Below are 22,948 nucleotides of genomic sequence, written 5' to 3'. Positions count from 1 at the left end.
GTTCTTGAAGGAGACGGCGGCCACGCGGGTCTACACACTGCATATCGTCGGCAGCGTCGGGTGTGTATAAGAGACAGCGGCAGCGCCGTGCTCGCCGCGGAGGGCAGCGCGGCGGCGGGTGCCGGCGTGGCGGGCGGGGCGGCGGCACGCGCGGCCGGGGCCGTGACGCCGGGCTTCGGCGGCGGGGCGGCAGGGCGCTTCTTCACCACCTCGACCTGGACGGTCTTGCTCCGGCCATGGCTGAAGGACTGCCGCACGCTGCCGGCATCCACAGTCTTGCCGAGCTCGAGGCGTCCGCCGGGCCGAAGGCTCAGCCTGCTCTTGCCCGCATCCTGCTCGTTCTGGTCGCTCATCCGCCGATCCGAACCCGATTCCAAAAACTCATTCCCAGGGCAGCGCGACCTGCGCGCCCCACATCATTCCTGCGTCGCGACAGGGCCAAAGCCCGCCAGCCGCTCCGCCTCGACCCGGATGGCATCCGCCAGCCGGCCCGGGGCGACCACCACATGCACGGCGTGGTCGCGCCCGAACACCACGCCAAGCTCCGCCGCCGTCAGCGACGCCACCACCGGCACATCGCGGCCGCCGAAGCGCGCACGCTCGGCAAGGCTGCCATCCACCGCCTGCACCAGCAGCCCGGCGCGTCCGGCGTGAAGCCATTCCCGCCCGGCCTGCCAGCCGGAAACCGCCTGTCCGGCCCGCCGGGCCAGGCCCAGCAGGTCGCGGATACGGGCGCGAAGACCGTCCTCGATCCGCGCACGAAGGTCGGAGGGAAGCGTCACGGGCCCGCGCGCGGCCCGCATGAAGGCCCCGCGGCTCAGCGCGCGTTCTAGCACATCGCCCCGCGCGCTCAACCACATTCCCCGGCCGGGCAGCTTGCCCACCAGATCCGGCACGATCTCGCGCCCCGGACCCAGCACGAAGCGCAGCATCGCCTCCTTCGGCAGGCTGTCGCGCGTGACGATGCAGCGGCGGAGCGGACCGCGCTCGGGCGGGTCCTCATCCTCGGCTGCATCGACCAGCGCGGTGGCCATGGCGTGGGTCAGGCCTCCGGCTCCGCGGCCGCTTCTTCGTCGCCGAGCCAGCCGGCACGGCGGCGCGCTTCCATGACGATGGCGTTGGCCGTGTCCTCGTCCACCACCTCGGCGCCCAGGATCTCGATCAGCTCGTCGCCGGCCAGGTCGGCCAGGTCCTCGAGGCCCTTCACGCCCTTCTCGCCCAGCGTCACCAGCATGGCGGGGGAGAAGCCGCCGATCTCGGCCAGCACGTCGTCCACGCCCAGCTCGCGGCGCTTTTCCTCGAATTCGCCGTCGCGCTTCTCGATGAAGGCGCCGGCGCGGCGCTTCAGCTCGGCGGCCACGGATTCGTCGAAGCCCTCGATGCCGGCCAGTTCCTCGTCCTCGACCGTGACGATGTCCTCGATGGTGCCGAAGCCTTCCTGCACCAGCAGGCCGGCGATCACGTCGTCGACGTCCAGCGCCTCGACGAACAGGCCGGTGCGCTTGCGGAATTCCTCCTGCCGGCGCTCGGATTCCTCGGCCTCGGTCAGGATGTCGATGTCGTAGCGGGTGAGCTGCGAACCCAGCCGCACATTCTGCCCGCGGCGGCCGATCGCCAGGCTCAGCTGGTCATCGGGCACCACCACTTCGCAGCGCTTGCCGTCCTCATCGAGCACGACCTTCGACACTTCCGCCGGCGCCAGCGCATTCACGATGAAGGTCGCGAAATCCGGCGACCAGGGGATGATGTCGATCTTCTCGCCCTGCAGTTCCGCCACCACCGCCTGCACGCGGGAGCCGCGCATGCCCACGCAGGCGCCGACCGGGTCGATGGAGGAATCGCGCGAGATGACGGCCATCTTGGCGCGCGAGCCGGGGTCGCGCGCCACCGCCTTGATCTCGATGATGCCGTCGTAGATCTCCGGCACTTCCTGCGCGAACAGCTTCGCCAGGAAGCCCGGATGCGTGCGGCTCAGGAAGATCTGCGGCCCGCGCGGTTCCTCGCGCACGTCGTAGATATAGGCGCGCACGCGGTCGCCGTTGCGGAAGGCTTCGCGCGGGATGGTCTCGTCGCGGCGCAGCAGGGCTTCGGCGCGGCCCAAATCCACCATGAGGTTGCCGTATTCGGTGCGCTTGACGATGCCGTTGATGATCTCGCCGACGCGGTCCTTGTATTCCTGGAACTGCTTGCCGCGCTCGACCTCGCGCACGCGCTGCACGATCACCTGCTTGGCGGTCTGCGCGGCGATGCGGCCGAAGTCGATCGGCGGCAGCGGGTCGATGATGAACTCGCCCACCGCGATGCCCGGCTTGATCTTGATGGCGATGCGGTGCGGGATCTGCGTGGCTTCGTTCTCGACCGGCTCGGCCTCGACCACCTCGGTCCAGCGCGACAGCTTCACCTCGCCGTTGCGGCGGTCGATGACGGCGCGGATGTCCTTCTCGTGCCCGTATTTGGCGCGGCCGGCCTTCTGGATGGCCTGCTCCATCGCCTCCAGCACCTCGTCGCGCTCGATCATCTTCTCGCGCGCGACGGCGTCGGCAACCTGGAGCAGTTCGGGACGGGCGATGGCGATCTCGGCGGCCATGGAGCCTCTCTCCTAGTTCGTGGTGGGCGGTGCCGCGGTGGCGGCGATCAGTTCGTCGGTCAGCACCAGCTGCGCGCGGCGGATATTGCTGCGCGGGAAGGCGATCTCGGTGCCATCATCCAGCCGCAGCCGCGCGATGTCGGCATCGGCGCCCAGTGCCACGCCGCGGAACCGCTTGCGGCCATCATGCGGCATCGCGAGCTCCAGCTTCGCGACATGCCCGGCGAAGCGGTTCCAGTCCTTGGCGCGCGTCAGCGGCCGGTCGATGCCGGCGGAGGACACTTCAAGGTCCCATTCCCCCTTGATCGGGTCCGCCACGTCCAGCACGGCGCCGATGGCGTGGCTGATCGCCTCGCAATCCTCGACGCGGAACAGCGTGCCGTCGGCGCGGTCCGCCATGACCTGCACGGTCGGGCGTTCCTTGCCCGACACCTGCACACGCACCAGCTCATAGCCGAGATGCGTGAGCGTCGGCAGGATGGCGTCGGCGATGCGGGCTTCGAGACCCTCGTGCCGCGGAATGTCGTCCATGATCTCCAAGCAACAAAAAAGGCGGCCCCTTTCAAGGCCACCCCCCGTCAGACCGGCTGGTGATGTCGGTCGTTCTTATGACGCTTCGCATCGTGCGATGCAAGCCGGGGTTGCGCCGGGGTGCGGCCGGACGACATGCAGCGGCAGGGAGACCATGGCGATGGGCAGCATACGGATCGGACGACGCGGCCTGGCCGCCGGCGCAGGCGCGCTGGTCGCCTTCGGCCGGCCGGCCCTGGCCCGCACCCGCTATGTCTTCGACCATTCCGGCGGTCGGCTGGAATTCGTCGCGCGGCACCTCGGCGTGCTGTCCTCGACCGGCCGGTTCGAGGATTTCGCCGCCGAGCTGCTGATCGACCCCGACCGCCCCCTGACCACCCGGGTGGAGGTGACGGTGCGCACCGCGGCCGTGGCGCTGGCCTATCCCGGGGCGGTGGACCTGCTGCGGTCGCCCGCCTTCTTCGATGTGGAACGCTTTCCCGAAGCGCGGTTCAGCGGCCAGGCGACCGGCCAGGGCACGCTGGCCCGCTTTCCCCTGGCCGGCGAGCTGACCATCCGCGGCACCACCCGCCCCCACGCGATGGAGGCACGCCTGGTCGATCGCAAGCGCGATGCCGCGCTGGGCCGCGACGTGGCCGAGTTCAGCGGCAGCGGGACGATGAAGCGATCGGAATTCGGCATGACCGCCGAAGCCGCCGCCATCTCTGACGAGATCCGCCTGGTGGTCCGTGTCCGCATCATCGTCTGATGGCTGGAGCCCGGCGCAGCGGCGCCTGCATTGGGCAGTCGCGCTGCTGGTCGTGTCCGCCTTCGTGATCGGCCTGGTCATGGTGGCGCTGCCGCTGACGCAGCTCCTGGCGAAGATCCTCGCCTACCAGGCGCACAAGACCATCGGGCTGCTGGTGCCGCCGCTGGTGGTGTGGCGGCTGTGGCTGCGCGCCCGGCGCGGGCGCCCCGCCGAACCACCGGGCCTGCCCGCCTGGCAGCACCACGCGGCGCGGATCGGCCACGCCGCGCTCTATGCCCTGCTCATCACCGTGCCGATCCTGGGCTACCTCAGCGCCAGCGCGGCACCAGGGCAGATCGAGACCGTGATGTTCCTGCTCATCCCCATCCCACACATGCTGGAACCCGACGAAACCACCTACGAAACCCTGCGCGCCATCCACCAGGTGCTGGCCTGGACGCTCGTGATCCTCGCGGCGGGGCACGCGGCCGTCGCGGTCGCGCACCACAGGCGGGGGCACCGGGTGCTGGCGCGGTAAGGTGGTTCCCGGAGAGGGGCTTTGCCCCCCTCCCGACCTCCCCCCACCAGGGGGCTACGGCCCCCTGGACCGCGGGTTTTGAATCGGGGGATTTGGGGAGGGGCATCGTCGGTGCCGCCTTCGCCGCTGGAACGCCATGCCCCTCCCCAACTCCCCCGATCAAGTCGAGGGTTCCAAGGGCCGTAAGCCCTTGGTGGGTGGGGTCCGGGGAGGGCAAAGCCCTCCCCGCGAGACCGCCCTCACCCCACCCGGATCGGCGTCAGGTCCTGGTACCACGACTGTGCCTGCGTGAACCCTGACAGCCGGCGCGACAGGGCGCGCGGGTTCACGTCGTGGACGGCCCAGATCCACATGGCCTGGTCGACCAGGTGGGCGTGGAGTTCGGCCAGGATGGCGTCCTGCGCCGCGGGGTCGAAGGTTTCGCGCGCGCGCAGGCCGAGTTCATCGGCGCGCGGGTCGTTGTAGTCGCCCCAGTTGAAGCCCGACCCGCCGCGCGCCTTGCTGATGGCGGGGCCGAGCAGGCCGATATCCGGGTCCCAGAAGGCCCAGGAATTGTTGATGGCGTGCAGGCCGCGATTCTCGGGTGCGGCGGCGCCGGCCCGCCTGCGGCCGCGCAGGGCTTCCCAGTCCATCACCTCGAATTCCAGCTCGATGCCGACGTCGCGGTAGTTCTGCTGGAGCAGCTCGTTCATCGGCAGCGGCTGCATCTGGCCGGAGCCGGAGGGCGCGATGATGAACTTGGTGCGCACCGGGTTGCGCGGGCCGAAGCCGGCCTCGGCCAGCAGGCGGCGGGCGCGGGCGGGATCGTAGGACAGGTCCACGGTGGGGCGGCCGAACCACGGGTGGCCCTCGGTGATCATGCCCTTGGCCGGGATCGCCATGCCGCCGAGCAGCGCGACCATCGCCGCGCGGTCGATCGCCATGTTCGCCGCCTGGCGCACGCGCAGGTCGCGGAACGGGCTGTCCGGCTGGAAGGAGAGCTGGTGGCACCAGATGTGCGGATAGGCGTTGGTCTCGACGCGATGGCCGGCGGCGCGGATGCGTGCGGCGGCGTCGGGTGGCGGGGCCTCGATGAAATCCACCTGGTTCGACAGCAGGGCGGAGACGCGGGTGAGCGCATCGGGGATCGGCAGCAGCACCAGGCGTTCATGCTGCGGGCGGCGCGAGGTGTCCCAGTGCTCGCCGTTGCGCACCGCTTCCAGGCGCTGGCGCGGGACGAAGCGGTCGGCGACGTAGGGGCCGGTGCCCGACGGGCGTTCGGCGAAGCGGTCCCAATTGTTCCCCACCTCCGCGTAGCGGGCAGGCGAGGAGTAGAAGATGTTCGCCATGTTATAGGGCAGCACGGCGTCGGGGGACTTGGTCTCGATCTCGATGGAGCGCGCATCCTTCACGCGCCAGCGGGCGATGTTGCTGGTGTAGAGCCCCGCCTGCGCGGCCTGCTGGCGGTCGAAATGGGGTGCCTCGCGGTCGAGCAGCTTCGCCAGGTTCCAGGCCACGGCGTTGGCGTCGAAGGCGCTGCCGTCGTGGAAGCGCACGGCCCCGCGCAGGTCGAAGGTCCAGGTCTTCTTGTCGCTGTCGCCGACGCGCCAGCGTTCGGCCAGGCCAGGCTTCAGCGTGGCGGCGCGGTCGCGCGACGACAGGTCCCAGGCGACCAGCGGGTCGTACAGCGTGATGCCGAGGAATCGGTTGCCCTCCGCACCCTGGGAGGGCTGGCCGGTGGTGAGCGGCACGTCGCCGGCGGTCATGCCGACGCGCAGCGTGCCGGTGGGGGCGGGCTGCGCCTGCGCCGCGGCGGGTGCGGCGGCGAGCGCGACGGCGGTGGCGAGAAGGTCACGGCGATGCATGGCGGGTCCTCCGCTGCGTTGGCCGGCTTCCCTGGCGTCGGGTTTGCGGGAGGATGCGGGTGGGCGGGCGGGCGCGCAAGGCGGTTCTCGTGCCGTGCCGGCCCCGCGCGTCACGGCGGCAGGCGCAGCGCGGAATCGAGCCGCAGCGTGGTGCCGTTCAGCAACAGGTTGGCGCAGATGGCCAGCACCATCGCGGCGAATTCCTCGGGCTTGCCCAGCCGCGCGGGGAAGGGTGGCAGGGCGCGGATGGCGGCCTGCGCCGCCTCGGGCAACCCGGCCAGCATCGGGGTTTCGAACAGCCCCGGCGCGATGGTCACCACGCGGATGCCGCTGCGCGCCAGCTCGCGCGCGGCGGGCAGCGCCAGGCCGATCACGCCGGCTTTCGACGCGGCATAGGCGCATTGGCCGACCTGCCCGTCCTCGGCGGCGATCGACGCCGTGTTGACGATCACGCCGCGTTCGCCATCGGGCGCGGTGGCCTCCAGCGCCTGCATCCGCGCGGCCGCGAGCCGCAGCACGTTGAAGGTGCCGAGCAGGTTCACCCGGAGCGTGCGTTCGAACAGCGCCAGGTCATGCGGACCGTTCCGCCCCACCACGCGCGCGGCGGGCGCGATGCCCGCGCAGTTCACCACGACGCGCAGCGGGCCGAGCCCGCAGGCGGCGTCGAGCGCCGCGGCCACGTCGGCTTCGCTCGCGACATCGCCGGTGGCCGGAACCGCGCCGTCGAGCGCCGCGACGCCCGCCCCGTTCAGGTCCATCGCGACAACGCGCGCGCCGGCGGCGAGAAGGCTTCGCGCCGTGGCCGCGCCCAGGCCGGAGCCGGCACCTGTCACGAGAGCAGCAGCGCCGTTCACCTGCATGGCTGGCGCGCCCGATGTGCGATGGAGGCGTGCGTGCGCGCTGCGAAAGGCTGCGTCGGCGCGGTGCCGCGCCACACCGCTGCGCCAGGCGGGTCGCACCGCTCGCTGCGCGTCACGCCCATGGCGCCTCGCTCCGCGCAAAGATCCAGTACCGCGGCGTGCGCCCTTCGCGGATCGCCTTCGCCTCATACCGCGTCGGGTGCCAGTCGGCCGGGCGCTGCGTGGTGTCGAGTCGCGGCGTGAACAGCGCCTGGTCCGCGAAGACCTCCTCGACCCAGGCCTGGTAGGTCGGGTCGTCGGAGGCGATCCGCCATTCCGCGCCGGGGCGCAGCACGCGCGCCACCACCGGCAGCATGGCGCGGTTGACGAAGCGCCGCTTGGCGTGGCGGGCCTTGGGCCAGGGGTCGGGGAACATCAGATACAGCCGCCCCAGCGCCGCATCGGGCAGCAGGGCGACCAGGTGGCGCGCATCCTCGGGCCACAGGCGCAACCGTTGCGGCGGCGGCGTGGTGGCTTCCCCGCCCTCGGGCACGATTCGCGTCAGCAGGGAACACAACCCGTTCTCGAAGACCTCGGAGGCGATCAGCGCGACCGACGGGTTCGCAGCCGACAGCGCCAGCGCGTGCTCGCCGCCGCCGAAGCCGACTTCGAGCCACAGCGCCGCGGCACCCGGGAAGAGCGCATGCGCCTGCGCGGCCTCGGCCGCGGTCAGGCGGAAGCGCGGCAGGGCCAGTTGCATCAGGCGGTCCTGCCGCGGGCGCAAGGGATGCCCGCGGCGACGGCCATAGAGCCGGTCGGGGATGCCGTCCGGCGTCAATGCGGGGGCGCGGTGCGGAGTTTCCCCGCGCCGCGCTTCGCCGCCGTCGTTCACCTGCCGAAGGCCCGCTTCAGCTCGGGGACCAGGTCGGTGCGTTCCCAGGTGAAGGTGCCCAGCTCCTCGTCCGGCGTGCGGCCGAAATGGCCGTAGGCGCTGGTGGGGACATAGATCGGGCGGTTCAGGTGCAGGTGCTCGCGGATGCCGCGCGGCGACAGGTTCACCAGGCCGTCGATCACCTTGGCCAGCTTCACCTCATCGACGTCGCGCCCGGTGCCGTGCAGGTCGAAATACACGCTGAGCGGCTTCGCCACGCCGATCGCGTAGGAGACCTGGATGGTGCACTTCTCCGCCAGGCCGGCGGCCACGACGTTCTTGGCCACATACCGCGCGGCATAGGCGGCCGAGCGGTCCACCTTGGTCGGGTCCTTGCCGCTGAACGCGCCGCCGCCATGCGGGGCCGCGCCGCCATAGGTGTCCACGATGATCTTGCGCCCGGTCAGGCCGCAATCGCCGTCCGGCCCGCCGATCACGAAGGTGCCGGTCGGGTTCACGTAGAGCTCGTTGTCGGGGCACATCCAGCCGGCGGGCATGGCGTCCTCGATCAGCGGCTTCACGATCGCCTTGATCTGCGCCTGTTCCAACCCTTCCTCATGCTGGGTGGACAGCACGATCGACGTCGCGCCGACCGGCTTGCCATCGACATAGCGCAGCGTGACCTGGGACTTCGCGTCCGGCAGCAGGCCCTTCACCGACGGGTGCTTGATGCGGCGCAGCTCGTTGATGCGGCGCAGGATCAGGTGCGCGTAGAACAGCGGCGCGGGCATCAGGTCCGGCGTCTCGGTGCAGGCGTAGCCGAACATGATGCCCTGGTCGCCGGCGCCTTCGTCCTTGTTGCCGGCGGCGTCCACGCCCTGCGCGATATGCGCGGACTGGGCATGCAGGTGGCATTCGACGCTGGCATTCTGCCAGTGGAAGCCGTCCTGCTCGTAGCCGATGTCGTGGATGGCCAGACGCGCCAGGTGCTTCAGGTAGTCGGCCGTGACCGACCCCGGCCCGCGCACTTCGCCCGCGATGACCACGCGGTTGGTGGTGACCAGCGTCTCGCAGGCCACGCGGGAATAGGGGTCCGCCGCCAGGAAGGCATCGAGCACGGTGTCGGAGATGCGGTCCGCCACCTTGTCCGGATGGCCCTCGGACACGGATTCGGAGGTGAAGAGATACTCGCCGGTATCGCGCATGGCTTGGTTCGGCCTCTTGTCGCGTGGATTTCGCCGGCGGATGGCCCCGGCGGGCTGAGCCCGGGGAATCCGGGACGGGGGCGTATCGCAAGGGGGTGTGGCGGGGTCAAGGCGGGGCGGGTGCGGGCGGTGCGCGGCATCACCGCGGCCTGCGCCAAGGCTACGGCGCCGGCGTCATCGCGCGCCGCACCCGCACCACCGGACTTTCCTCGCTCCGTTCAAGGTCGAGAACCTCCAGCAGTCGCGCCGCGGGGCGGGACGGCCGTTTTGCCCCGCGCTCCCATGGCGCCACCGCCGACCTGTCCACCCCGAGCAGCCTGGCAAAGACCGGTTGGCTCATGCGTGCCGCCGCCCGGATGCGTCGCACCTCGGCGCCGCCGTAATGGGGCCGCGGTGGCAGGCAGAGCGCGTCGACGTCGCGCATCGTCGCATCATCCGCCGCGCGCACCCGGTGCAGCGCGGTGCCGAGCGCGTGCGCGGTGGCGAGGATGTCATCCTCGGCCGTGCGCCGCGCCGGCGCGCCTAGCCGCCGCCCGTGTCATCGCGTCAAGCTCGAGCTTCGTCGCCATCGCATTCGACCTTCTGCACGTCATCCGCCTCCAGCAGCGCGCCGAGCTGCGCATCCGTGGCGGCGATGAAGGCCGCGGCTGCCTTGGACAGCGCCTGGTGCCCCGCGCCTGGGCTACATCCCCAGCACATCCTTCATCCCGTACAGCCCCGCCGGCCGCCCCTTCACCCACAGCGCCGCCCGCACCGCCCCGGTCGCGTAAACCCGCCGGTCGAAGGATTTATGCGTCAGGCTGATCTGTTCGGACGCCGCGGCGAAGATCAGCGTGTGCTCGCCCACCACCTGGCCGCCGCGCAGCGCCGCGAAGCCGATGGTGCCGGTCCCCCGCGCGCCGCAATGGCCGTCGCGGCCGGATTCCCGCCCGGCTTCCTCCAGCGTGGTGCCGCGCCCGGCCGCCACCGCGCGGCCCAGCGCCACGGCGGTGCCGGATGGCGCGTCCACCTTCTGGCGGTGGTGCATCTCGACGATCTCGGCATCGTATTGCGCGCCGGGCAGGGCGGCGGCCATGCGTTCGGCGATCGCCAGGAACAGGTTCACGCCGGGCGCGAAGTTGGCGGCGTAGACGATGGGCACGCGCGCGGCCATCTCGGCGACCGCCGCCTCGTCGCCCGCCGACAGGCCGGAGGAACCCAGCACCAGCGGCGTGCCGGTCTCGGCCGCCGCCAGGGCGTGGGCGCGCGCGGCATGGGCGTGGGTGAAGTCGATCACCACGTCGCAGGCGGCGCACAGCGCCACGATGTCGGTCATCACCGGCAGGCCGGGCGGAAGGCTGTCCAGCGAGGCGCCGGGGCGGATCGTGCCGCCGGCCAGCGTGGCGCCGGCGGCGGCGGTCTCCTCGGCCAGCAGGCGGCCCATGCGGCCGGCGATCCCGGCGATGCCGATGCGGATGGTCATGGCGGTTGCTCCCCGGAGGCTCTGCACGCCAGGCGGGATCGCCTGGCCAGTCGGAACATGCGGCGGGCCCCGCGGCCCAGGCCGTGCGCCGCGGTGATGCGGGCCCGCCAGCCTGTGCGGGCGGCGCCGCGGCGGGTCAAGCCTGCCGGCACGGCGCGCGCGGCCGAACCGATGCGCCGCGGGCAACCCTGCGCCGGCGCGGGCGTTGCTGCTGCACCACGTCATGCAAGGAGGACCCACCATGGCAACGATCGACCCGCGCACGGATGCGCGCCCGACCACCGCCGACCTGACCGCGCCCACCACCGGCCACCTGATCGCCGGCGGCAAGGTGGCCGGCACGTCCGTCTACGACCTGGCCGGCGAGGCGATCGGCAGCATCGAGGACGTGATGCTCGACAAGGGCACCGGTCGCGTCGCCTATGCGGTGCTGTCCTTCGGCGGCTTCCTCGGCATCGGTTCGCGGCACTACCCGCTGCCGTGGGACATGCTGAGCTACAACACGCAGCTCGGCGGCTATGTCGTGAAGCTGGACAAGCAGCGGCTGGAGAAGGCGCCGACCATCGAGGAAGGCTGGGGCGACCGCCGCCGCGCGGTGGACGAATACTGGGCGACCCCGATGATCTGATCGGGCGGCGTGGCGCGACCGGGGTGTACGGTCGCGGCGCGCCAACCCGTCAGGTGCGCGATCCGTCATCCCCGGGCGGATCGCGCACTGCTGCGTGGCGCGGCGGGCGCTGGAGCATGCTGCGTTCGCCCGTGCTCACTTCGCAGGCTCTAGCCTGTTGTTTTCAGAGCATCTTCACGCGTTCGGATGATTCCAGCTGACCGCGATTGCTCTATCGCCCCAGCCCGTCCCAGAATTCCTTGACCTTGGCGAAGAAGCCCTCGTTCTCCGGGCTCGATCGGCCGCCCTTCGAGGCCTCTTCCTCGAACTCCTCGAGCAATTCGCGCTGCCGGGGCGTCAGGTTCTGCGGCGTCTCGACGCTGACCTGGACATACATGTCGCCGCGCGCGGCGGAGCGCAGCACCGAGAAGCCCTTGCCGCGCAGGCGGAACTGGTCGCCGGTCTGGCTGCCCGCCGGAATGGTGACGCGCGTGCGCCCGCCATCGATGGAGGGCACCTCGACATGCCCGCCCAGCGCCGCCTGCGACATCCGCAGCGGGACGCGGATGAAGATGTTGGCACCCTCGCGCTGGAAGATCGGGTGCGGCTTCAGCGCGATATCCACGTACAGGTCGCCGGCCGGCGCGCCACGCAGCCCGGCCTCGCCCTCGCCGGCCAGGCGGATGCGCGTGCCGTCCTCCACGCCCGGCGGGATGGTGACGTTCAGCGCGCGCTCGCGCTGCACGCGCCCGGCACCCTGGCAGACCTTGCAGGGGTTCTTGATGATGCGCCCGGACCCGCCGCAGGTCGGGCAGGTGCGCTCGATCAGGAAGAAGCCCTGCTGCGCGCGCACCTTGCCCTGGCCGTTGCAGCCCGGGCAGGTCTGCGCGCCGGTGGCCGAGGCGCCTTCCGCCCCGGTGCCCTTGCAGGCCTCGCAGCTGACCGAGGTCGAGATGCGGATATTGGTCTTGGTGCCGGCGAAGGCTTCTTCCAGGCTGATCTCGACCTGGGTGCGCAGGTCGGCGCCGCGGCCGGTGGCGCCGCCGCGCGCACCGCCGCGCCCACCGCCGAAGCGGCCGAACATTTCCTCGAAGATGTCCTCGAAGGCGCCGCCGAAGGGGCCGCCGCCGCCACCGCCCGGCCCGCCCTGTTCGAAGGCGGCATGGCCGTAGCGGTCATAGGCGGCGCGCTTCTCGGCATCCTTCAGCACGTCGTAGGCCTCGTTCAATTCCTTGAACTTGGCCTCGGCGTCCTTGTCGCCCTGGTTGCGGTCGGGGTGCCACTTCATCGCGAGCTTGCGGTAGGACTTCTTGAGGTCCTCCTCGCCGGCCTCGCGGGCCACGCCCAGCACTTCGTAGTAGTCGCGTTTGGACATGTTTCCTGCCCTCAGACGGCGGGCGCCGGGCATCCGCCCGGCTTGCCTGCGCGCCATGCGCTGGTGCGCTGGCGGCGGCGGGCGGGATGGGGGCGGTCGCGCCGTGCGCTCGCGGATCGTGCGGGCGCACGATCCGAGACCCGGGTGTGACCCTCGGACGGCCGGCCGGCCGGGGTCGCGGCGCACGGCTTCGCGCCGCGCACCGGTGCTTTGGCGGCGACCGGCCGGATGGGCACGGCCGCGGTTGGTCGTCGCATTGCTGTCGTCCATCCGGACGCACTGGTCATGATGATGCCCCGAACGATGTGCCGCCCGGTCCTTCGCAGGGCCGGGCGGCGGTGAACATGGCGCAGGCGCGTCCTGGCGTCAGGACGGCTTGCGCTTGTTCGGGTCCACTTCCTCGAACTCGGCGTCGACCACCTTGTCGCCGCCGGGGGCCGAGGCGCCGCCGGGCGCGGGCTCGGGCTTCTCCTCGGCCTGGGCCTTGTAGAGTGCCTCGCCCATCTTCATCGCCGCCTGGCCCAGGCGTTCGCTGGCCGCGGTGATGGCCTCGACGTCCTGCTTGTCGATCGCGGCGCGCGCGGCGGTGATCGCTTCCTCGGCATTTGTCTTCTCGGCCGGCGGGATCTTGTCGCCGTTGTCCTTCAGCGTGCGCTCGGTCTGGTGTACCAGGGCTTCGAGCTGGTTGCGCGCCTCGACGCTCTCGCGGCGCTTCTTGTCGGCGTCGGCATTGGCCTCGGCGTCCTTCACCATGCGCTCGATGTCGGCATCCGACAGGCCGGACTTGGCCTGGATGCGGATCTGCTGCTCCTTGCCGGTGGCCTTGTCCTTCGCGCTGACGGACACGATGCCGTTCGCGTCGATGTCGAAGGTCACCTCGACCTGCGGCACGCCGCGCGGCGCCGGCGGGATGCCCGTGAGGTCGAAGGTGCCGAGCTGCTTGTTGTCGGCCGCCATCTCGCGCTCGCCCTGGAACACCTTGATGGTCACCGCGGTCTGGTTGTCGTCCGCCGTGGAGAACACCTGCGACTTCTTGGTCGGGATGGTCGTGTTGCGGTCGATCAGGCGGGTGAAGACGCCGCCCAGCGTCTCGATGCCGAGGCTCAGCGGCGTCACGTCCAGCAGCAGGACGTCCTTGACGTCGCCCTTCAGCACGCCGCCCTGGATCGCGGCGCCGATCGCGACGACCTCGTCCGGGTTGACGTTGCGCGCGGGTTCCTTGCCGAAGAAGGCCTTCACCGCCTCGATGACCTTGGGCATGCGGGTCATGCCGCCGACCAGGATCACCTCGTCGATCTCGCCGGCCGAGAGCCCGGCATCCTTCAGCGCCATGCGGCAGGGGTCGAGCGTGCGCTGGATCAGGTCATCGACCAGGGCTTCCAGCTTCGAACGCGTCATCTTCATCACCAGGTGCTTCGGCCCGGAGGCGTCGGCGGTGATGAAGGGCAGGTTGACCTCGGTCTCCTTGGCGGAGGACAGCTCGATCTTGGCCTTCTCGGCGGCTTCCTTCAGGCGCTGCAGCGCGAGCTTGTCGCCGCGCAGGTCGATCCCCTGCTCCTTGCGGAACTCATCGGCCAGGTAGTCGATGATGCGCTGGTCGAAATCCTCGCCGCCCAGGAAGGTGTCGCCGTTGGTGGACTTCACCTCGAAGACGCCGTCGCCGATTTCCAGCACCGACACGTCGAAGGTGCCGCCGCCGAGGTCATAGACCGCGATGGTGCCGCCCTTCTTCTGGTCCATGCCGTAGGCGAGGGCCGCCGCCGTCGGCTCGTTGATGATGCGCAGGACTTCCAGCCCCGCGATCGCGCCGGCTTCCTTGGTGGCTTGCCGCTGGGCGTCGTTGAAATAGGCCGGCACGGTGATGACGGCCTGGGAGACGCTCTCGCCGAGGAAGGACTCGGCGGTCTCCTTCATTTTCGTCAGCACCATCGCGCTGACCTGCTGCGGCGCGTAGGACTGGCCGTCCACTTCCACCCAGGCATCGCCATTGGCGGCCTTGGTGATCTTGAAGGGCGCGAGGCCGATGTCCTTCTGCACCATCGGGTCGTCGAAGCGGCGGCCGATCAGGCGCTTCACCGCATAGAGCGTGCCCATGGGGTTGGTGACCGCCTGGCGCTTGGCGGACTGGCCGACCAGGCGTTCGCCATTCTTGGCGAAGGCGACCATGGAGGGGGTGGTGCGGGCACCTTCGGCGTTCTCGATGACCCTGACGTCCTTGCCTTCCATGATGGCGACGCAGGAATTGGTGGTGCCGAGGTCGATGCCGATGACCTTGCTCATCCGAATACTCTCCTTCTGTGGCAGGCGGGGATGGCCCGGAGTTGGCGCCATGCCCGCCCCCTGTTCTGAACCGGCGGCGAGGGCCGCGGCGGATGGGTGGCTGGGGGTCCCGCGCAGGGCGGGGGATGTGACTGCAGGGATGTATTGTTCCGGCGCGCCGTGGACAAGGGCCGGGGCGGGCCGGGGCGTGCAAATCAGCCCCGCCGGCCGGTGCGGGGCGGGTTGGCGGAACGGCCCCTGGGTGCCTTCCCGCCCATGCCACCGGCGACACGGCCGCGCTGCGCGGCGCCGACTGGCCTGCCGCGCGCCGGCGGCGCTGGCCCCGGCCCGCGGCTTCATCCCTAGTCCATTGTTTTTGCAGGCATCTTCACCTGATCCAGTGATTCCCTCCGATCGGGTTCTGCGCTACCCTTCCTGCAACGAAGCGCCGGGAGCCCACGTCGCATGGCCCTACCGCCTGGATTGAGCCGCCGCGCGCTCTGGCACCTGCTGGCCGCGGCCGCGACGGCCCCGGTGCTGCCGGGGGCGGCCCGCGCCCAGCCTGCCCGCCCGCTGAACGTCATCGTCATCGGCGCCGGCCTGTCGGGCCTCGGCGCTGCCCGCGCCCTGCACGATACCGGCCATCGCGTGACGGTCCTGGAAGCGCGCCCGCGCACCGGCGGCCGGCTGCACACCATCGACTTCCGCGGCCAGCGCCTGGACATGGGCGGCGCCTGGATCCATGGGCCGGAGGGCAACCCGCTCACGCCCCTGGCCGACCAGGCCGGCATCCGGCGCATGCCGACCTATGATTCCCGCACCATCATGTTCGACGCCGATGGCCGCCGCCTGACCGAGGCCGAGACCACCGCCATCTTCGACACGGTCGGCCAGTTGATCGCGCATGACAGCCCCTTCGCCTGGCGCGGCGCGCGCGATGTCTCGCTCGCCGAGGCGGTGCCGCTGCTCGACCCCACCACCCGCGCCACACCCTACGACCAGCGCGTGGCGGCCTGGCTGTCCGCCTATGTGGCCGGCTATGCCGGGGGCGATGCGGCGGAGGTCTCGGCGCAATCCTGGTTCGGCGGGGAGGGCGAGATCCCGGAGGAAAACCACCTCCTCGCCCAGGGCTACAACGCCATCACCGACCTGCTGGCGCGCGGGCTCGACATCAAGCTGCGCCAGGTGGTGCGGTCGGTGCGCCTGGCCGGGGAGGGCGTGGTGGTGGCGACGGCCGAGCAGGCGTATTTCGCCGACCGCGTGGTGGTGACGCTGCCGCTGGGGGTGCTCAAGCGCGGCGATGTCGCCTTCGACCCGCCGCTGCCCGCCGCCCATCAGGGCGCCATCGCGCGCATCGGCAACGGGCTGCTGAACAAGATCGTGCTCGCCTTCCCGCGCGGCTTCTGGCCGGCCGAGGCGCATTACCTGCGATCCCTGTCCGCCACGCCCGACAATGTGGCACCCGAGATCGTCAGCCTGCAGCCGCATCTGAACGTGCCGGTGCTGGTGGCGCTGGTCGGGGGCTCCGCCGCGCAGCGCATCGAGATGCTGCCCGATGCCGCGCAGGTCGACCTGGTCATGGCCGCGCTGCGGCGGATGTTCGGCGCCGGCATCCCGCGCCCGGTCGACAGCCGCGTCACCCGCTGGTCGCGCGACATCTACGCCCGCGGCGCCTATTCCTTCCTGCCGGTGGGCTCATCCATCGCCGACCACCAGGCGCTGGCCCGGCCGGTGGCGGGACGCATCTTCTTCGCCGGCGAGGCCGCGACCGCCGAGGCGCCGTCCTATGCCCATGGCGCGCTGCTGGGCGGGCGGCGGGCGGCGCGGGAGATCATGGCGGGCTGAGCGGCGGCGCACCCCGCGCCAGGCGCGGGCGGTGCGCGGCGCGTGGCCGCGCGCGGCTCAGCGCCGGCCGCCGCGGGCCACCTGTTCGGCATCGCGCAGGGCCGGCAGCGCGCGCTGGCATTCCGGCGCGGCGGGTTGGCGCGTGTGGCGCGCCATGACCGCCTCGGCTTCCGCCCAGACCTCCTCGCCACGGCGGGGGTCCTGGGCGGTCACGAGGCGGGTGCGTTCCAGCACCGCGTCGCGCGTGCGGGTGGCCTGGCGCTGCACTGCCGGGTCATCGCATTGCATGGTGATCATCGCGATGCCGAGGTCGAGGCCCAGGCGGTCGACCTCGGGATCGGGGGGCGGCGGCGGCGCGGCGGGCGCGGCCGGGCGGGGCGCGGCCGCCGAGGGCGCCGGGGTGGCGGATTCGCAGGCCGTGAGCGCCAGCAGCAGCATCACCGGCGCCAAAGCACCCTTGCGCATCGTCGATCCTTTCCTCGCCGCGACCGGCCGCTGCGGCGGCGCCATGTTCCAGCCTATCGGCCGCGTCGTGAAGGGGAGGTTGCGGCGGCCCGGCCGGCGCCGGGCGACCGCGGCCGCGGTGCCTACTTGCCGGCCACGACCACCATGGCCGGCTTCAGCAGCCGCCCGTTCAGCGTCCAGGCCGGCGTCCAGCAGGCCACGACGGAACCGGGCGCGACCCCGGGCGGGGCCGGCTGCTCGGCCATCGCCTGGTGCATCTCGGGATCGAAGGGCTTGCCGGTGGGGTCCTCGCGCTTGACGCCATTGCGTTCGAGGATGCCGAGGAAGGAGCGTTCCACCCCTTCGATGCCGTCGCGGATCTTTGTCACGACCTCGGATTCATCGGGCGCCTTGCCGGGCATGGCGTCCAGGCCGCGGCGCAGGTTCTCGGCCGCCTCGACCACGTCGCGGGCGAATTTCTGGGTGGCATAGGCGCGGGCCTCCTGCACGTCCCGCGTGGTGCGGGTGCGCAGGTTCTGCATCTCGGCCTCGGCGCGCAACCAGCGGTCCTTCAGCGTGGCGGCCTCGGCCTCCAGCGCGGCGATGCGTTCCTCCGGCGTGGGGGCGGCCGGCGCGGGCTCGGCGGGGGCGTCGGGCGGCGGCGCGCTGGCCTGCGGCGCATCGGCCGCGCCGGGGGCGTGGGGGTCCTTGGGGGTGTCCTGGGTCTCGGTCATGTCGGGGTGGAGTCTCATCACATGGGCGCGGCGCGGCGGCCGCGAGGTTGTGCATCACCTAGGCGCCTCGCCTGCCCGCGGCAAGCAGGGGGGCGTCAGGGCTGTGCGGCGGCCAGCAGGCGGTCGAGCGCCGGCGAAAGCCCGGCCTGGGGCGCCTGGCCGGCGCGCGGCGGCGGCGCGGCCGGGCCGCCCAGCGCCGCCGCCAGGGCGCAATCGAGGCTGTCCAGCACCGGCACCGGCACCATCGGCGCCAGGCGCTGCGCCAGGCCCGCCAGCCCGGCGCCGCCCAGCACCACCACGCCGGCGCCGTCGGCCGCGGCCGCCTGCGCGGCCTCGGCCAGGATCGCCAGGGCGCCATCGGGGTCGCGGGCGATCATGTCGCCGGTGGGGGTGACGCCGCGCACCAGCACCTGGTCGGGCCCATGGCCGCGCACCAGGGCGAAGTCCCGCAGCATGGGCACCCAGGCGGCGCCGCCGGTCAGCAGCGCGATGCGCGGGGCGATGCGCAGGGCGGCGGCGATCGAGGCCTCGGCCATGCCATGCACGGGGATGGGGAGGATCTCGCGCGCGGCCTCGATGCCCGGCTCGCCGAAGCAGGCGATGAGGGCGGCATCGTAGCCCCGCGGGTTGTCGGGCCCGACATGATCGGCCAGGGCGGACAGCACCGCGTGCCCGGCGATGGCGACGGCGGCGCGGGTGGCAATGTAGCGGGCGCCGAAGGGCGCGGTGGCCGGGACGATCTGCGCGGCGGGCAGGCCGAGGCGTGGCAGCGCCTCGGTGGCGCGGCGGGCGAGCAGGTCGGTGATGGCGGGGTCGGTGTTGCCGTTCAGCAGGAGCAGGCGCATCGCCGGGGATCAGCATGGCCGGGCCCAGGGCGCAAGGCGCGGCGCCCGGCGGGGTGGGCCTGGGTGCGCCGCGCCCGTTCCAGGGCAGGTTGCCGTTGTTGTAGGCAGCGGCCGTTCGCCCGGTGCAGGATGCCGCCGGGAGACGGATGGCATGGGCCTTGCTGCCCCATCGCGCTCCGGCGGGGCCGCCATCCCGCCGGGCCGGGGGTGGTTGGCGCGTGCGACGCCGCGTCCCGGGGAAACGCCAAACAAAAGGATTACGGCCCGATGCACCTGCGACGCTTCCTGCTCACCGCCTGCCTGGCCGCGTTGCCGGCCCTGGCTGCCGCCCCCGCCGTGCAGGCGCAGGGCACCATCCGCATCGGCATGACCGCGGCCGACATCCCGCTGACCAACGGCCAGCCGGACCAGGGCTTCGAGGGCAACCGCTTCACCGGTATCCCGCTGTTCGACAGCCTGACCATGTGGGACCTGTCCTCGGCCGAGCGGCCGAGCACCATCGTCCCGGGGCTGGCGACCGAATGGCGTGTGGACCCGGCTGACCGCACGCGCTGGATCTTCACGCTGCGCCGCGGCGTGCGCTTCCATGACGGGTCCGAGTTCAACGCCGATGCCGTGGTGTGGAACGTGCGCAAGGTGCTGGACCGCGAGGCGCCGCATTTCGACCCGCGCCAGGTCGGCGTGACCGCCACGCGCATGCCCACGCTGCGCCGCGCCGAGAAGATCGACGACCACACCGTCGCGCTGTTCACCAGCGAGCCCGACAGCCTGCTGCCGATCAACCTGACCAACCTGTTCATGGCATCGCCGGCGCAGTGGGACCGCCACCGCGCCGCCAGCCCGAATGCCGAGGCCGCCTGGGGCGCCTTCGCGCGCGAGCCCTCGGGCACCGGGCCGTTCCGCGTGACCCGCTTCGTGCCGCGCGAACGGCTCGAGATGGCGCGCTTCGACGGGTATTGGGGCGAGAAGGCGCGGGCCGAGCGGATCGTGCTGCTGCCGATCCCGGAGGCCAATGCGCGCACGGCGGCGCTGCTGTCGAACCAGGTGGACTGGATCGAGGCGCCGTCGCCCGATGCCATTCCGCAGCTTCGGTCGCGCGGGATGGCCATCACGTCCAACGCGCAGCCGCATGTCTGGCCGTGGCAGCCCTGCTTCACCGGGGATTCGCCGCTGCGCGACGTGCGGGTGCGGCGCGCGATCAACCTGGCGATCGACCGCGAGGGGCTGCGCACGCTGCTGGGCGGCATGATGGCCATTCCCGTGGGCACGGTGCCGCGCGGGCATCCATGGTTCGGCAATCCGAGCTTCAACATCCGCACCGACAAGGCCGAGGCGCGGCGCCTGCTGGCCGAGGCCGGCTACACGCCGCAGCGGCCGCTGACGCTGCGCGTGCAGATCAGCGCGTCGGGCTCGGGGCAGATGCAGCCGCTGTCGATGAACGAGTTCCTCCAGCAGGACCTCAAGGAAGTCGGCGTGAACGTCGAGTTCGACGTGATCGAGTGGAACGCGCTGTTCACCAACTGGCGCAATGGCTGCCAGCACGCGAGCGCGCGCGGGGTGCATGCGACCAACGTGTCCTTCGCCGCGATGGACCCGTTCTTCGCCATGGTGCGCTTCTGGGATTCCAAGATGGCGCCGCCGGTGTCGAACAACTGGGGCCACTTCAACGACCCGCGCTTCGACGCGATGATCGCCGAGGCGCGCAATGCCTTCGAACCGGCGGCGCGCGACGCTGCGCTGGCACGGCTGCATGCGGCCGGCGTGGACGAGGCGCTGTTCATCTGGATCGCGCATGACGTGGCGCCGCGGGCGATGTCGCCGCGGGTGCGCGGGTATGTGCAGCCGCAGTCGTGGTTCGTCGACCTGCGGCTGCCGTATATCCAGTAACTCCCCACGACGGTTTCGCGCCGCTCCGCTTCGCTGCGCTGTGCGAAACCGTCGCGGGGGCCCCGGGTGGTACTGATCCTGGGGGCATCGCTCCTCCCGCCGCGGCAAAGCCACGGCGGGGCGTCCAAAGGCTTCAGAGGATGACGGCATGTTCTTCTACCTGATCCGACGCATCCTCTACGCCATCCCGATCGCGCTCGCGGTCGGGTTCGTGTGCTTCATGCTGGTGCAGATCGCGCCCGGTGATCCGATCAACGCCATCGTGCCGGCCGATGCACCGGGCGACGTGGTGGAACAGGTCCGGCGGGACTACGGGCTCGACAAGCCATTGCCGGTGCAGTTCGGCATCTGGCTGCTGAAGGTGGTGCAGGGGGATCTGGGGCGGTCGCTGGCGACCGGGCGTTCCGTTTGGTCCGACCTGTCCTCCGCGATTTCCAACACGCTGATGCTGGCGCTGGTCGCCTCCGCCATCGGCTTCGTGCTCGGCTGCACGCTGGGCGGGCTGGCGGGCACCTTCCGCGGGTCGCTGCTGGACCGCGCGGCGGTGGGCATCGCGGTGGCCGGCGTGTCGGTGCCGCACTACTGGCTGGGCATGGTGCTGGTGGTGGTCTTCTCGGTGCAGCTGAACTGGCTGCCGGCGATGGGCGCGGGGCCTGGCGGGTCGTCCGACTGGGTGTGGAACTGGGAACACATGCAGCACCTGGTGCTGCCCGCCGTGACACTGGCGGTGATCCCGATGGGCATCGTCACGCGCACCGTGCGCGGCATCATCGCGGAGATCATGAACCAGGAATTCGTCACCGCGCTGCGCGGCAAGGGCCTCACGCGCATGGGCATCTTCATCCATGTGGTGAAGAACGCCGCGCCGAACGCGCTGGCGGTGATCGGGCTGCAGCTGGGCTACCTGATGGGCGGGTCGATCCTGGTGGAGACGGTATTTTCCTGGCCGGGCACCGGGCTGCTGCTGAACAACGCGATCTTCCAGCGCGACCTGCCGGTGCTGCAGGGGACCATCCTGGTGCTGGCGATGTTCTTCGTGGCGCTGAACCTGATGGTGGACCTGGTGCAGACGGCGCTCGATCCGCGGATCAAGCGCGCATGATCCGCGGTCCGTTTGCTGGCACGCGCAGGCGCGTGACGGATCAAGCGAGCATGATGCGCGGAGCCCTTCCGGGCACGCGCAGGCGCGTGACGGATCAAGCGAGCATGATGCGCGGAGCCTTTCCGGGCACGCGCGGGCGCGTGACGGATCAAGCAGCCAGGATCGGCCGGACTGGCGCGCGCGCGCGCCGGACCGACCAGGCGGGCATGAAGGGGACAGGGCGATGAACAGCGCGACGACGCCCACGGCCGCCGAGGCCGAACTCGCGATCCAGGCCAGGCAGGCCGTGGCAAAGGGCCAGGGCTACTGGGCCGGCGTGTGGAAGCGGCTGCGCCGCGACCCGCTGACCATCGCCTGCGCCTGCGTGCTGCTGGCGATGCTGCTGGCCATCGTCTTCGCCGGCGTGATCGCGCCGCACGATCCCTACCAGGGGTCGATGATCCGCCGCCTGCGGCCGATCGGCACGCCCAACTACATCCTGGGCACGGACGAGCTGGGGCGCGACATGCTGACGCGGCTGCTGCATGGCGGGCGGCTGTCGTGGTTCATGGGCATCACGCCGGTGGCGCTGGCCTTCGTGATCGGCACCTTCCTGGGCGTGCTGGCGGGCTTCGCCGGCGGGCGCGTGAACATGGCCATCATGCGCACGACCGACGTGTTCTACGCCTTTCCGTCGGTGCTGCTGGCGGTGGCGATCTCGGGCGCGCTGGGTGCGGGCATCGTGAACGCGATCCTGGCGCTGACGCTGGTGTTCATCCCGCCGATCATTCGCGTCGCGGAGAGCGTCACGACCGGCGTGCGGAACCTTGATTTCGTGGATGCGGCGCGGGCGTCGGGGGCTTCGGCCTTCACCATCGTGCGCGTGCACGTGCTGGGCAATGTGCTGGGGCCGATCTTCGTCTATGCCACGTCGTTGATCAGCGTCTGCATGATCCTGGCATCGGGCCTGTCCTTCCTGGGCCTGGGCACGCGGCCGCCGGAACCCGAATGGGGTCTGATGCTGAATACGCTGCGCACCGCGATCTATGTGCAGCCCTGGGTGGCGGTGCTGCCGGGGGCGTGCATCTTCGTGACCAGCATCTGCTTCAACCTGCTGAGCGACGGGCTGCGCCAGGCGATGGATGTGAAGGGCTGAAGCGCCCTTCGCATCCACCGCTGCCTTGGATGGGGCACGCCTTGCGGCGTGACGGATGTGCAGGGCTGAAGCGCCCTTCGCATCCACCGCTGCCTTGGATGGGGCACGCCT

Annotated in this window: 22 protein-coding genes; 7 read left to right on the top strand and 15 right to left on the bottom strand. The window is 71.5% G+C overall.

Annotated features, from left to right (window positions below):
• Positions 1-416: 416 nt before the first annotated feature.
• The 3 genes from LQ222_RS23940 to rimP are packed head-to-tail and all read right to left on the bottom strand — an operon-like array spanning position 417 to position 3,118.
• Entirely contained in the window at positions 417-1,034 is a 618-nt protein-coding gene (locus LQ222_RS23940; RefSeq protein WP_230169390.1) for an RNA-binding protein, read from the bottom strand.
• Between the two features lie 8 nt (positions 1,035-1,042).
• Positions 1,043-2,587 carry a transcription termination factor NusA gene (nusA, locus tag LQ222_RS23935; protein WP_230169389.1) on the bottom strand — a complete coding sequence of 515 codons (1,545 nt, stop codon included), beginning with the start codon at positions 2,585-2,587 and terminating at the stop codon, positions 1,043-1,045.
• A gap of 12 nt (positions 2,588-2,599) precedes the next feature.
• Positions 2,600-3,118, bottom strand: a complete 519-nt coding sequence (gene rimP / locus LQ222_RS23930) for a ribosome maturation factor RimP (protein ID WP_230169388.1) — start codon at positions 3,116-3,118, stop codon at positions 2,600-2,602.
• A gap of 160 nt (positions 3,119-3,278) precedes the next feature.
• Here rimP and LQ222_RS23925 point away from each other — a divergent pair, with 160 nt between their 5' ends.
• Both LQ222_RS23925 and LQ222_RS23920 read left to right on the top strand, forming a co-directional pair.
• Complete coding sequence (locus LQ222_RS23925; RefSeq protein WP_230169387.1) at positions 3,279-3,866, top strand: YceI family protein; 588 nt, start codon at positions 3,279-3,281, stop codon at positions 3,864-3,866.
• On the top strand, positions 3,847-4,383 hold the full coding sequence (locus tag LQ222_RS23920) for a cytochrome b (RefSeq protein WP_230169386.1): 537 nt from the start codon (positions 3,847-3,849) through the stop codon (positions 4,381-4,383). The genes LQ222_RS23925 and LQ222_RS23920 overlap by 20 nt, the downstream gene beginning before the upstream one ends.
• Positions 4,384-4,622: 239 nt before the next feature.
• Here the strand turns inward: LQ222_RS23920 and LQ222_RS23915 are convergent, their stop codons facing one another.
• The 7 genes from LQ222_RS23915 to dapB all read right to left on the bottom strand — a co-directional run bounded on the left by LQ222_RS23915 (position 4,623) and on the right by dapB (position 10,604).
• Positions 4,623-6,227: an ABC transporter substrate-binding protein gene (locus LQ222_RS23915; RefSeq protein WP_230169385.1), complete on the bottom strand. Its 1,605-nt coding sequence runs from the start codon at positions 6,225-6,227 to the stop codon at positions 4,623-4,625.
• A 110-nt stretch (positions 6,228-6,337) separates the two neighbouring features.
• Entirely contained in the window at positions 6,338-7,087 is a 750-nt protein-coding gene (locus tag LQ222_RS23910; protein ID WP_230169384.1) for an SDR family NAD(P)-dependent oxidoreductase, read from the bottom strand.
• Positions 7,088-7,199: 112 nt separating this feature from the next.
• Positions 7,200-7,904, bottom strand: a complete 705-nt coding sequence (locus LQ222_RS23905) for a tRNA (guanosine(46)-N(7))-methyltransferase TrmB (protein ID WP_230169392.1) — start codon at positions 7,902-7,904, stop codon at positions 7,200-7,202.
• Positions 7,905-7,954: 50 nt separating this feature from the next.
• A complete protein-coding gene (metK, locus tag LQ222_RS23900; RefSeq protein WP_230169383.1) occupies positions 7,955-9,142 on the bottom strand; it encodes a methionine adenosyltransferase in 1,188 nt (395 codons plus the stop codon).
• Positions 9,143-9,302: 160 nt separating this feature from the next.
• Positions 9,303-9,566 carry a DNA-binding transcriptional regulator gene (locus tag LQ222_RS23895; protein ID WP_230169382.1) on the bottom strand — a complete coding sequence of 88 codons (264 nt, stop codon included), beginning with the start codon at positions 9,564-9,566 and terminating at the stop codon, positions 9,303-9,305.
• 122 nt (positions 9,567-9,688) lie between these two features.
• Positions 9,689-9,841, bottom strand: a complete 153-nt coding sequence (locus LQ222_RS23890; RefSeq protein WP_230169381.1) for a hypothetical protein — start codon at positions 9,839-9,841, stop codon at positions 9,689-9,691.
• Complete coding sequence (gene dapB / locus LQ222_RS23885; protein WP_230169380.1) at positions 9,825-10,604, bottom strand: 4-hydroxy-tetrahydrodipicolinate reductase; 780 nt, start codon at positions 10,602-10,604, stop codon at positions 9,825-9,827. Before dapB ends, LQ222_RS23890 begins: the two co-directional genes overlap by 17 nt.
• Before the next feature lie 241 nt (positions 10,605-10,845).
• Between dapB and LQ222_RS23880 the strand changes: the two genes are divergently transcribed.
• Positions 10,846-11,232, top strand: a complete 387-nt coding sequence (locus LQ222_RS23880) for a PRC-barrel domain-containing protein (protein ID WP_230169379.1) — start codon at positions 10,846-10,848, stop codon at positions 11,230-11,232.
• Positions 11,233-11,443: 211 nt separating this feature from the next.
• On the opposite strand, the gene dnaJ is transcribed toward LQ222_RS23880, so the two are convergent.
• Both dnaJ and dnaK read right to left on the bottom strand, forming a co-directional pair.
• On the bottom strand, positions 11,444-12,586 hold the full coding sequence (gene dnaJ, locus LQ222_RS23875; protein WP_230169378.1) for a molecular chaperone DnaJ: 1,143 nt from the start codon (positions 12,584-12,586) through the stop codon (positions 11,444-11,446).
• Positions 12,587-12,952: 366 nt separating this feature from the next.
• Positions 12,953-14,866, bottom strand: coding sequence for a molecular chaperone DnaK (dnaK, locus tag LQ222_RS23870; protein WP_230169377.1), 1,914 nt, complete (start codon positions 14,864-14,866; stop codon positions 12,953-12,955).
• A 444-nt stretch (positions 14,867-15,310) separates the two neighbouring features.
• Here dnaK and LQ222_RS23865 point away from each other — a divergent pair, with 444 nt between their 5' ends.
• Positions 15,311-16,690 carry an FAD-dependent oxidoreductase gene (locus LQ222_RS23865; protein WP_230169376.1) on the top strand — a complete coding sequence of 460 codons (1,380 nt, stop codon included), beginning with the start codon at positions 15,311-15,313 and terminating at the stop codon, positions 16,688-16,690.
• 57 nt (positions 16,691-16,747) lie between these two features.
• On the opposite strand, the gene LQ222_RS23860 is transcribed toward LQ222_RS23865, so the two are convergent.
• The 3 genes from LQ222_RS23860 to LQ222_RS23850 all read right to left on the bottom strand — a co-directional run bounded on the left by LQ222_RS23860 (position 16,748) and on the right by LQ222_RS23850 (position 18,713).
• Entirely contained in the window at positions 16,748-17,155 is a 408-nt protein-coding gene (locus LQ222_RS23860) for a hypothetical protein (protein ID WP_230169375.1), read from the bottom strand.
• Positions 17,156-17,277: 122 nt separating this feature from the next.
• Positions 17,278-17,868: a nucleotide exchange factor GrpE gene (locus LQ222_RS23855; RefSeq protein ID WP_230169374.1), complete on the bottom strand. Its 591-nt coding sequence runs from the start codon at positions 17,866-17,868 to the stop codon at positions 17,278-17,280.
• 95 nt (positions 17,869-17,963) lie between these two features.
• Complete coding sequence (locus tag LQ222_RS23850) at positions 17,964-18,713, bottom strand: aspartate/glutamate racemase family protein (RefSeq protein ID WP_230169373.1); 750 nt, start codon at positions 18,711-18,713, stop codon at positions 17,964-17,966.
• A 267-nt stretch (positions 18,714-18,980) separates the two neighbouring features.
• Between LQ222_RS23850 and LQ222_RS23845 the strand changes: the two genes are divergently transcribed.
• From LQ222_RS23845 to LQ222_RS23835, 3 genes are all read left to right on the top strand, one after another.
• Positions 18,981-20,600, top strand: coding sequence for an ABC transporter substrate-binding protein (locus LQ222_RS23845; protein ID WP_230169372.1), 1,620 nt, complete (start codon positions 18,981-18,983; stop codon positions 20,598-20,600).
• Between the two features lie 148 nt (positions 20,601-20,748).
• Positions 20,749-21,702 carry an ABC transporter permease gene (locus LQ222_RS23840; protein WP_230169371.1) on the top strand — a complete coding sequence of 318 codons (954 nt, stop codon included), beginning with the start codon at positions 20,749-20,751 and terminating at the stop codon, positions 21,700-21,702.
• A 223-nt stretch (positions 21,703-21,925) separates the two neighbouring features.
• Positions 21,926-22,837: an ABC transporter permease gene (locus LQ222_RS23835; protein WP_230169370.1), complete on the top strand. Its 912-nt coding sequence runs from the start codon at positions 21,926-21,928 to the stop codon at positions 22,835-22,837.
• The last annotated feature ends 111 nt before the right edge of the window (positions 22,838-22,948 follow it).

This window comes from Roseomonas sp. CECT 9278 (genome assembly GCF_918698155.1).
In the GTDB taxonomy this organism is placed as follows: Bacteria; Pseudomonadota; Alphaproteobacteria; order Acetobacterales; family Acetobacteraceae; genus Neoroseomonas.
Note: the sequence above shows the minus strand (reverse complement) of the source record. Positions and strands in the feature narration are given on the sequence as shown.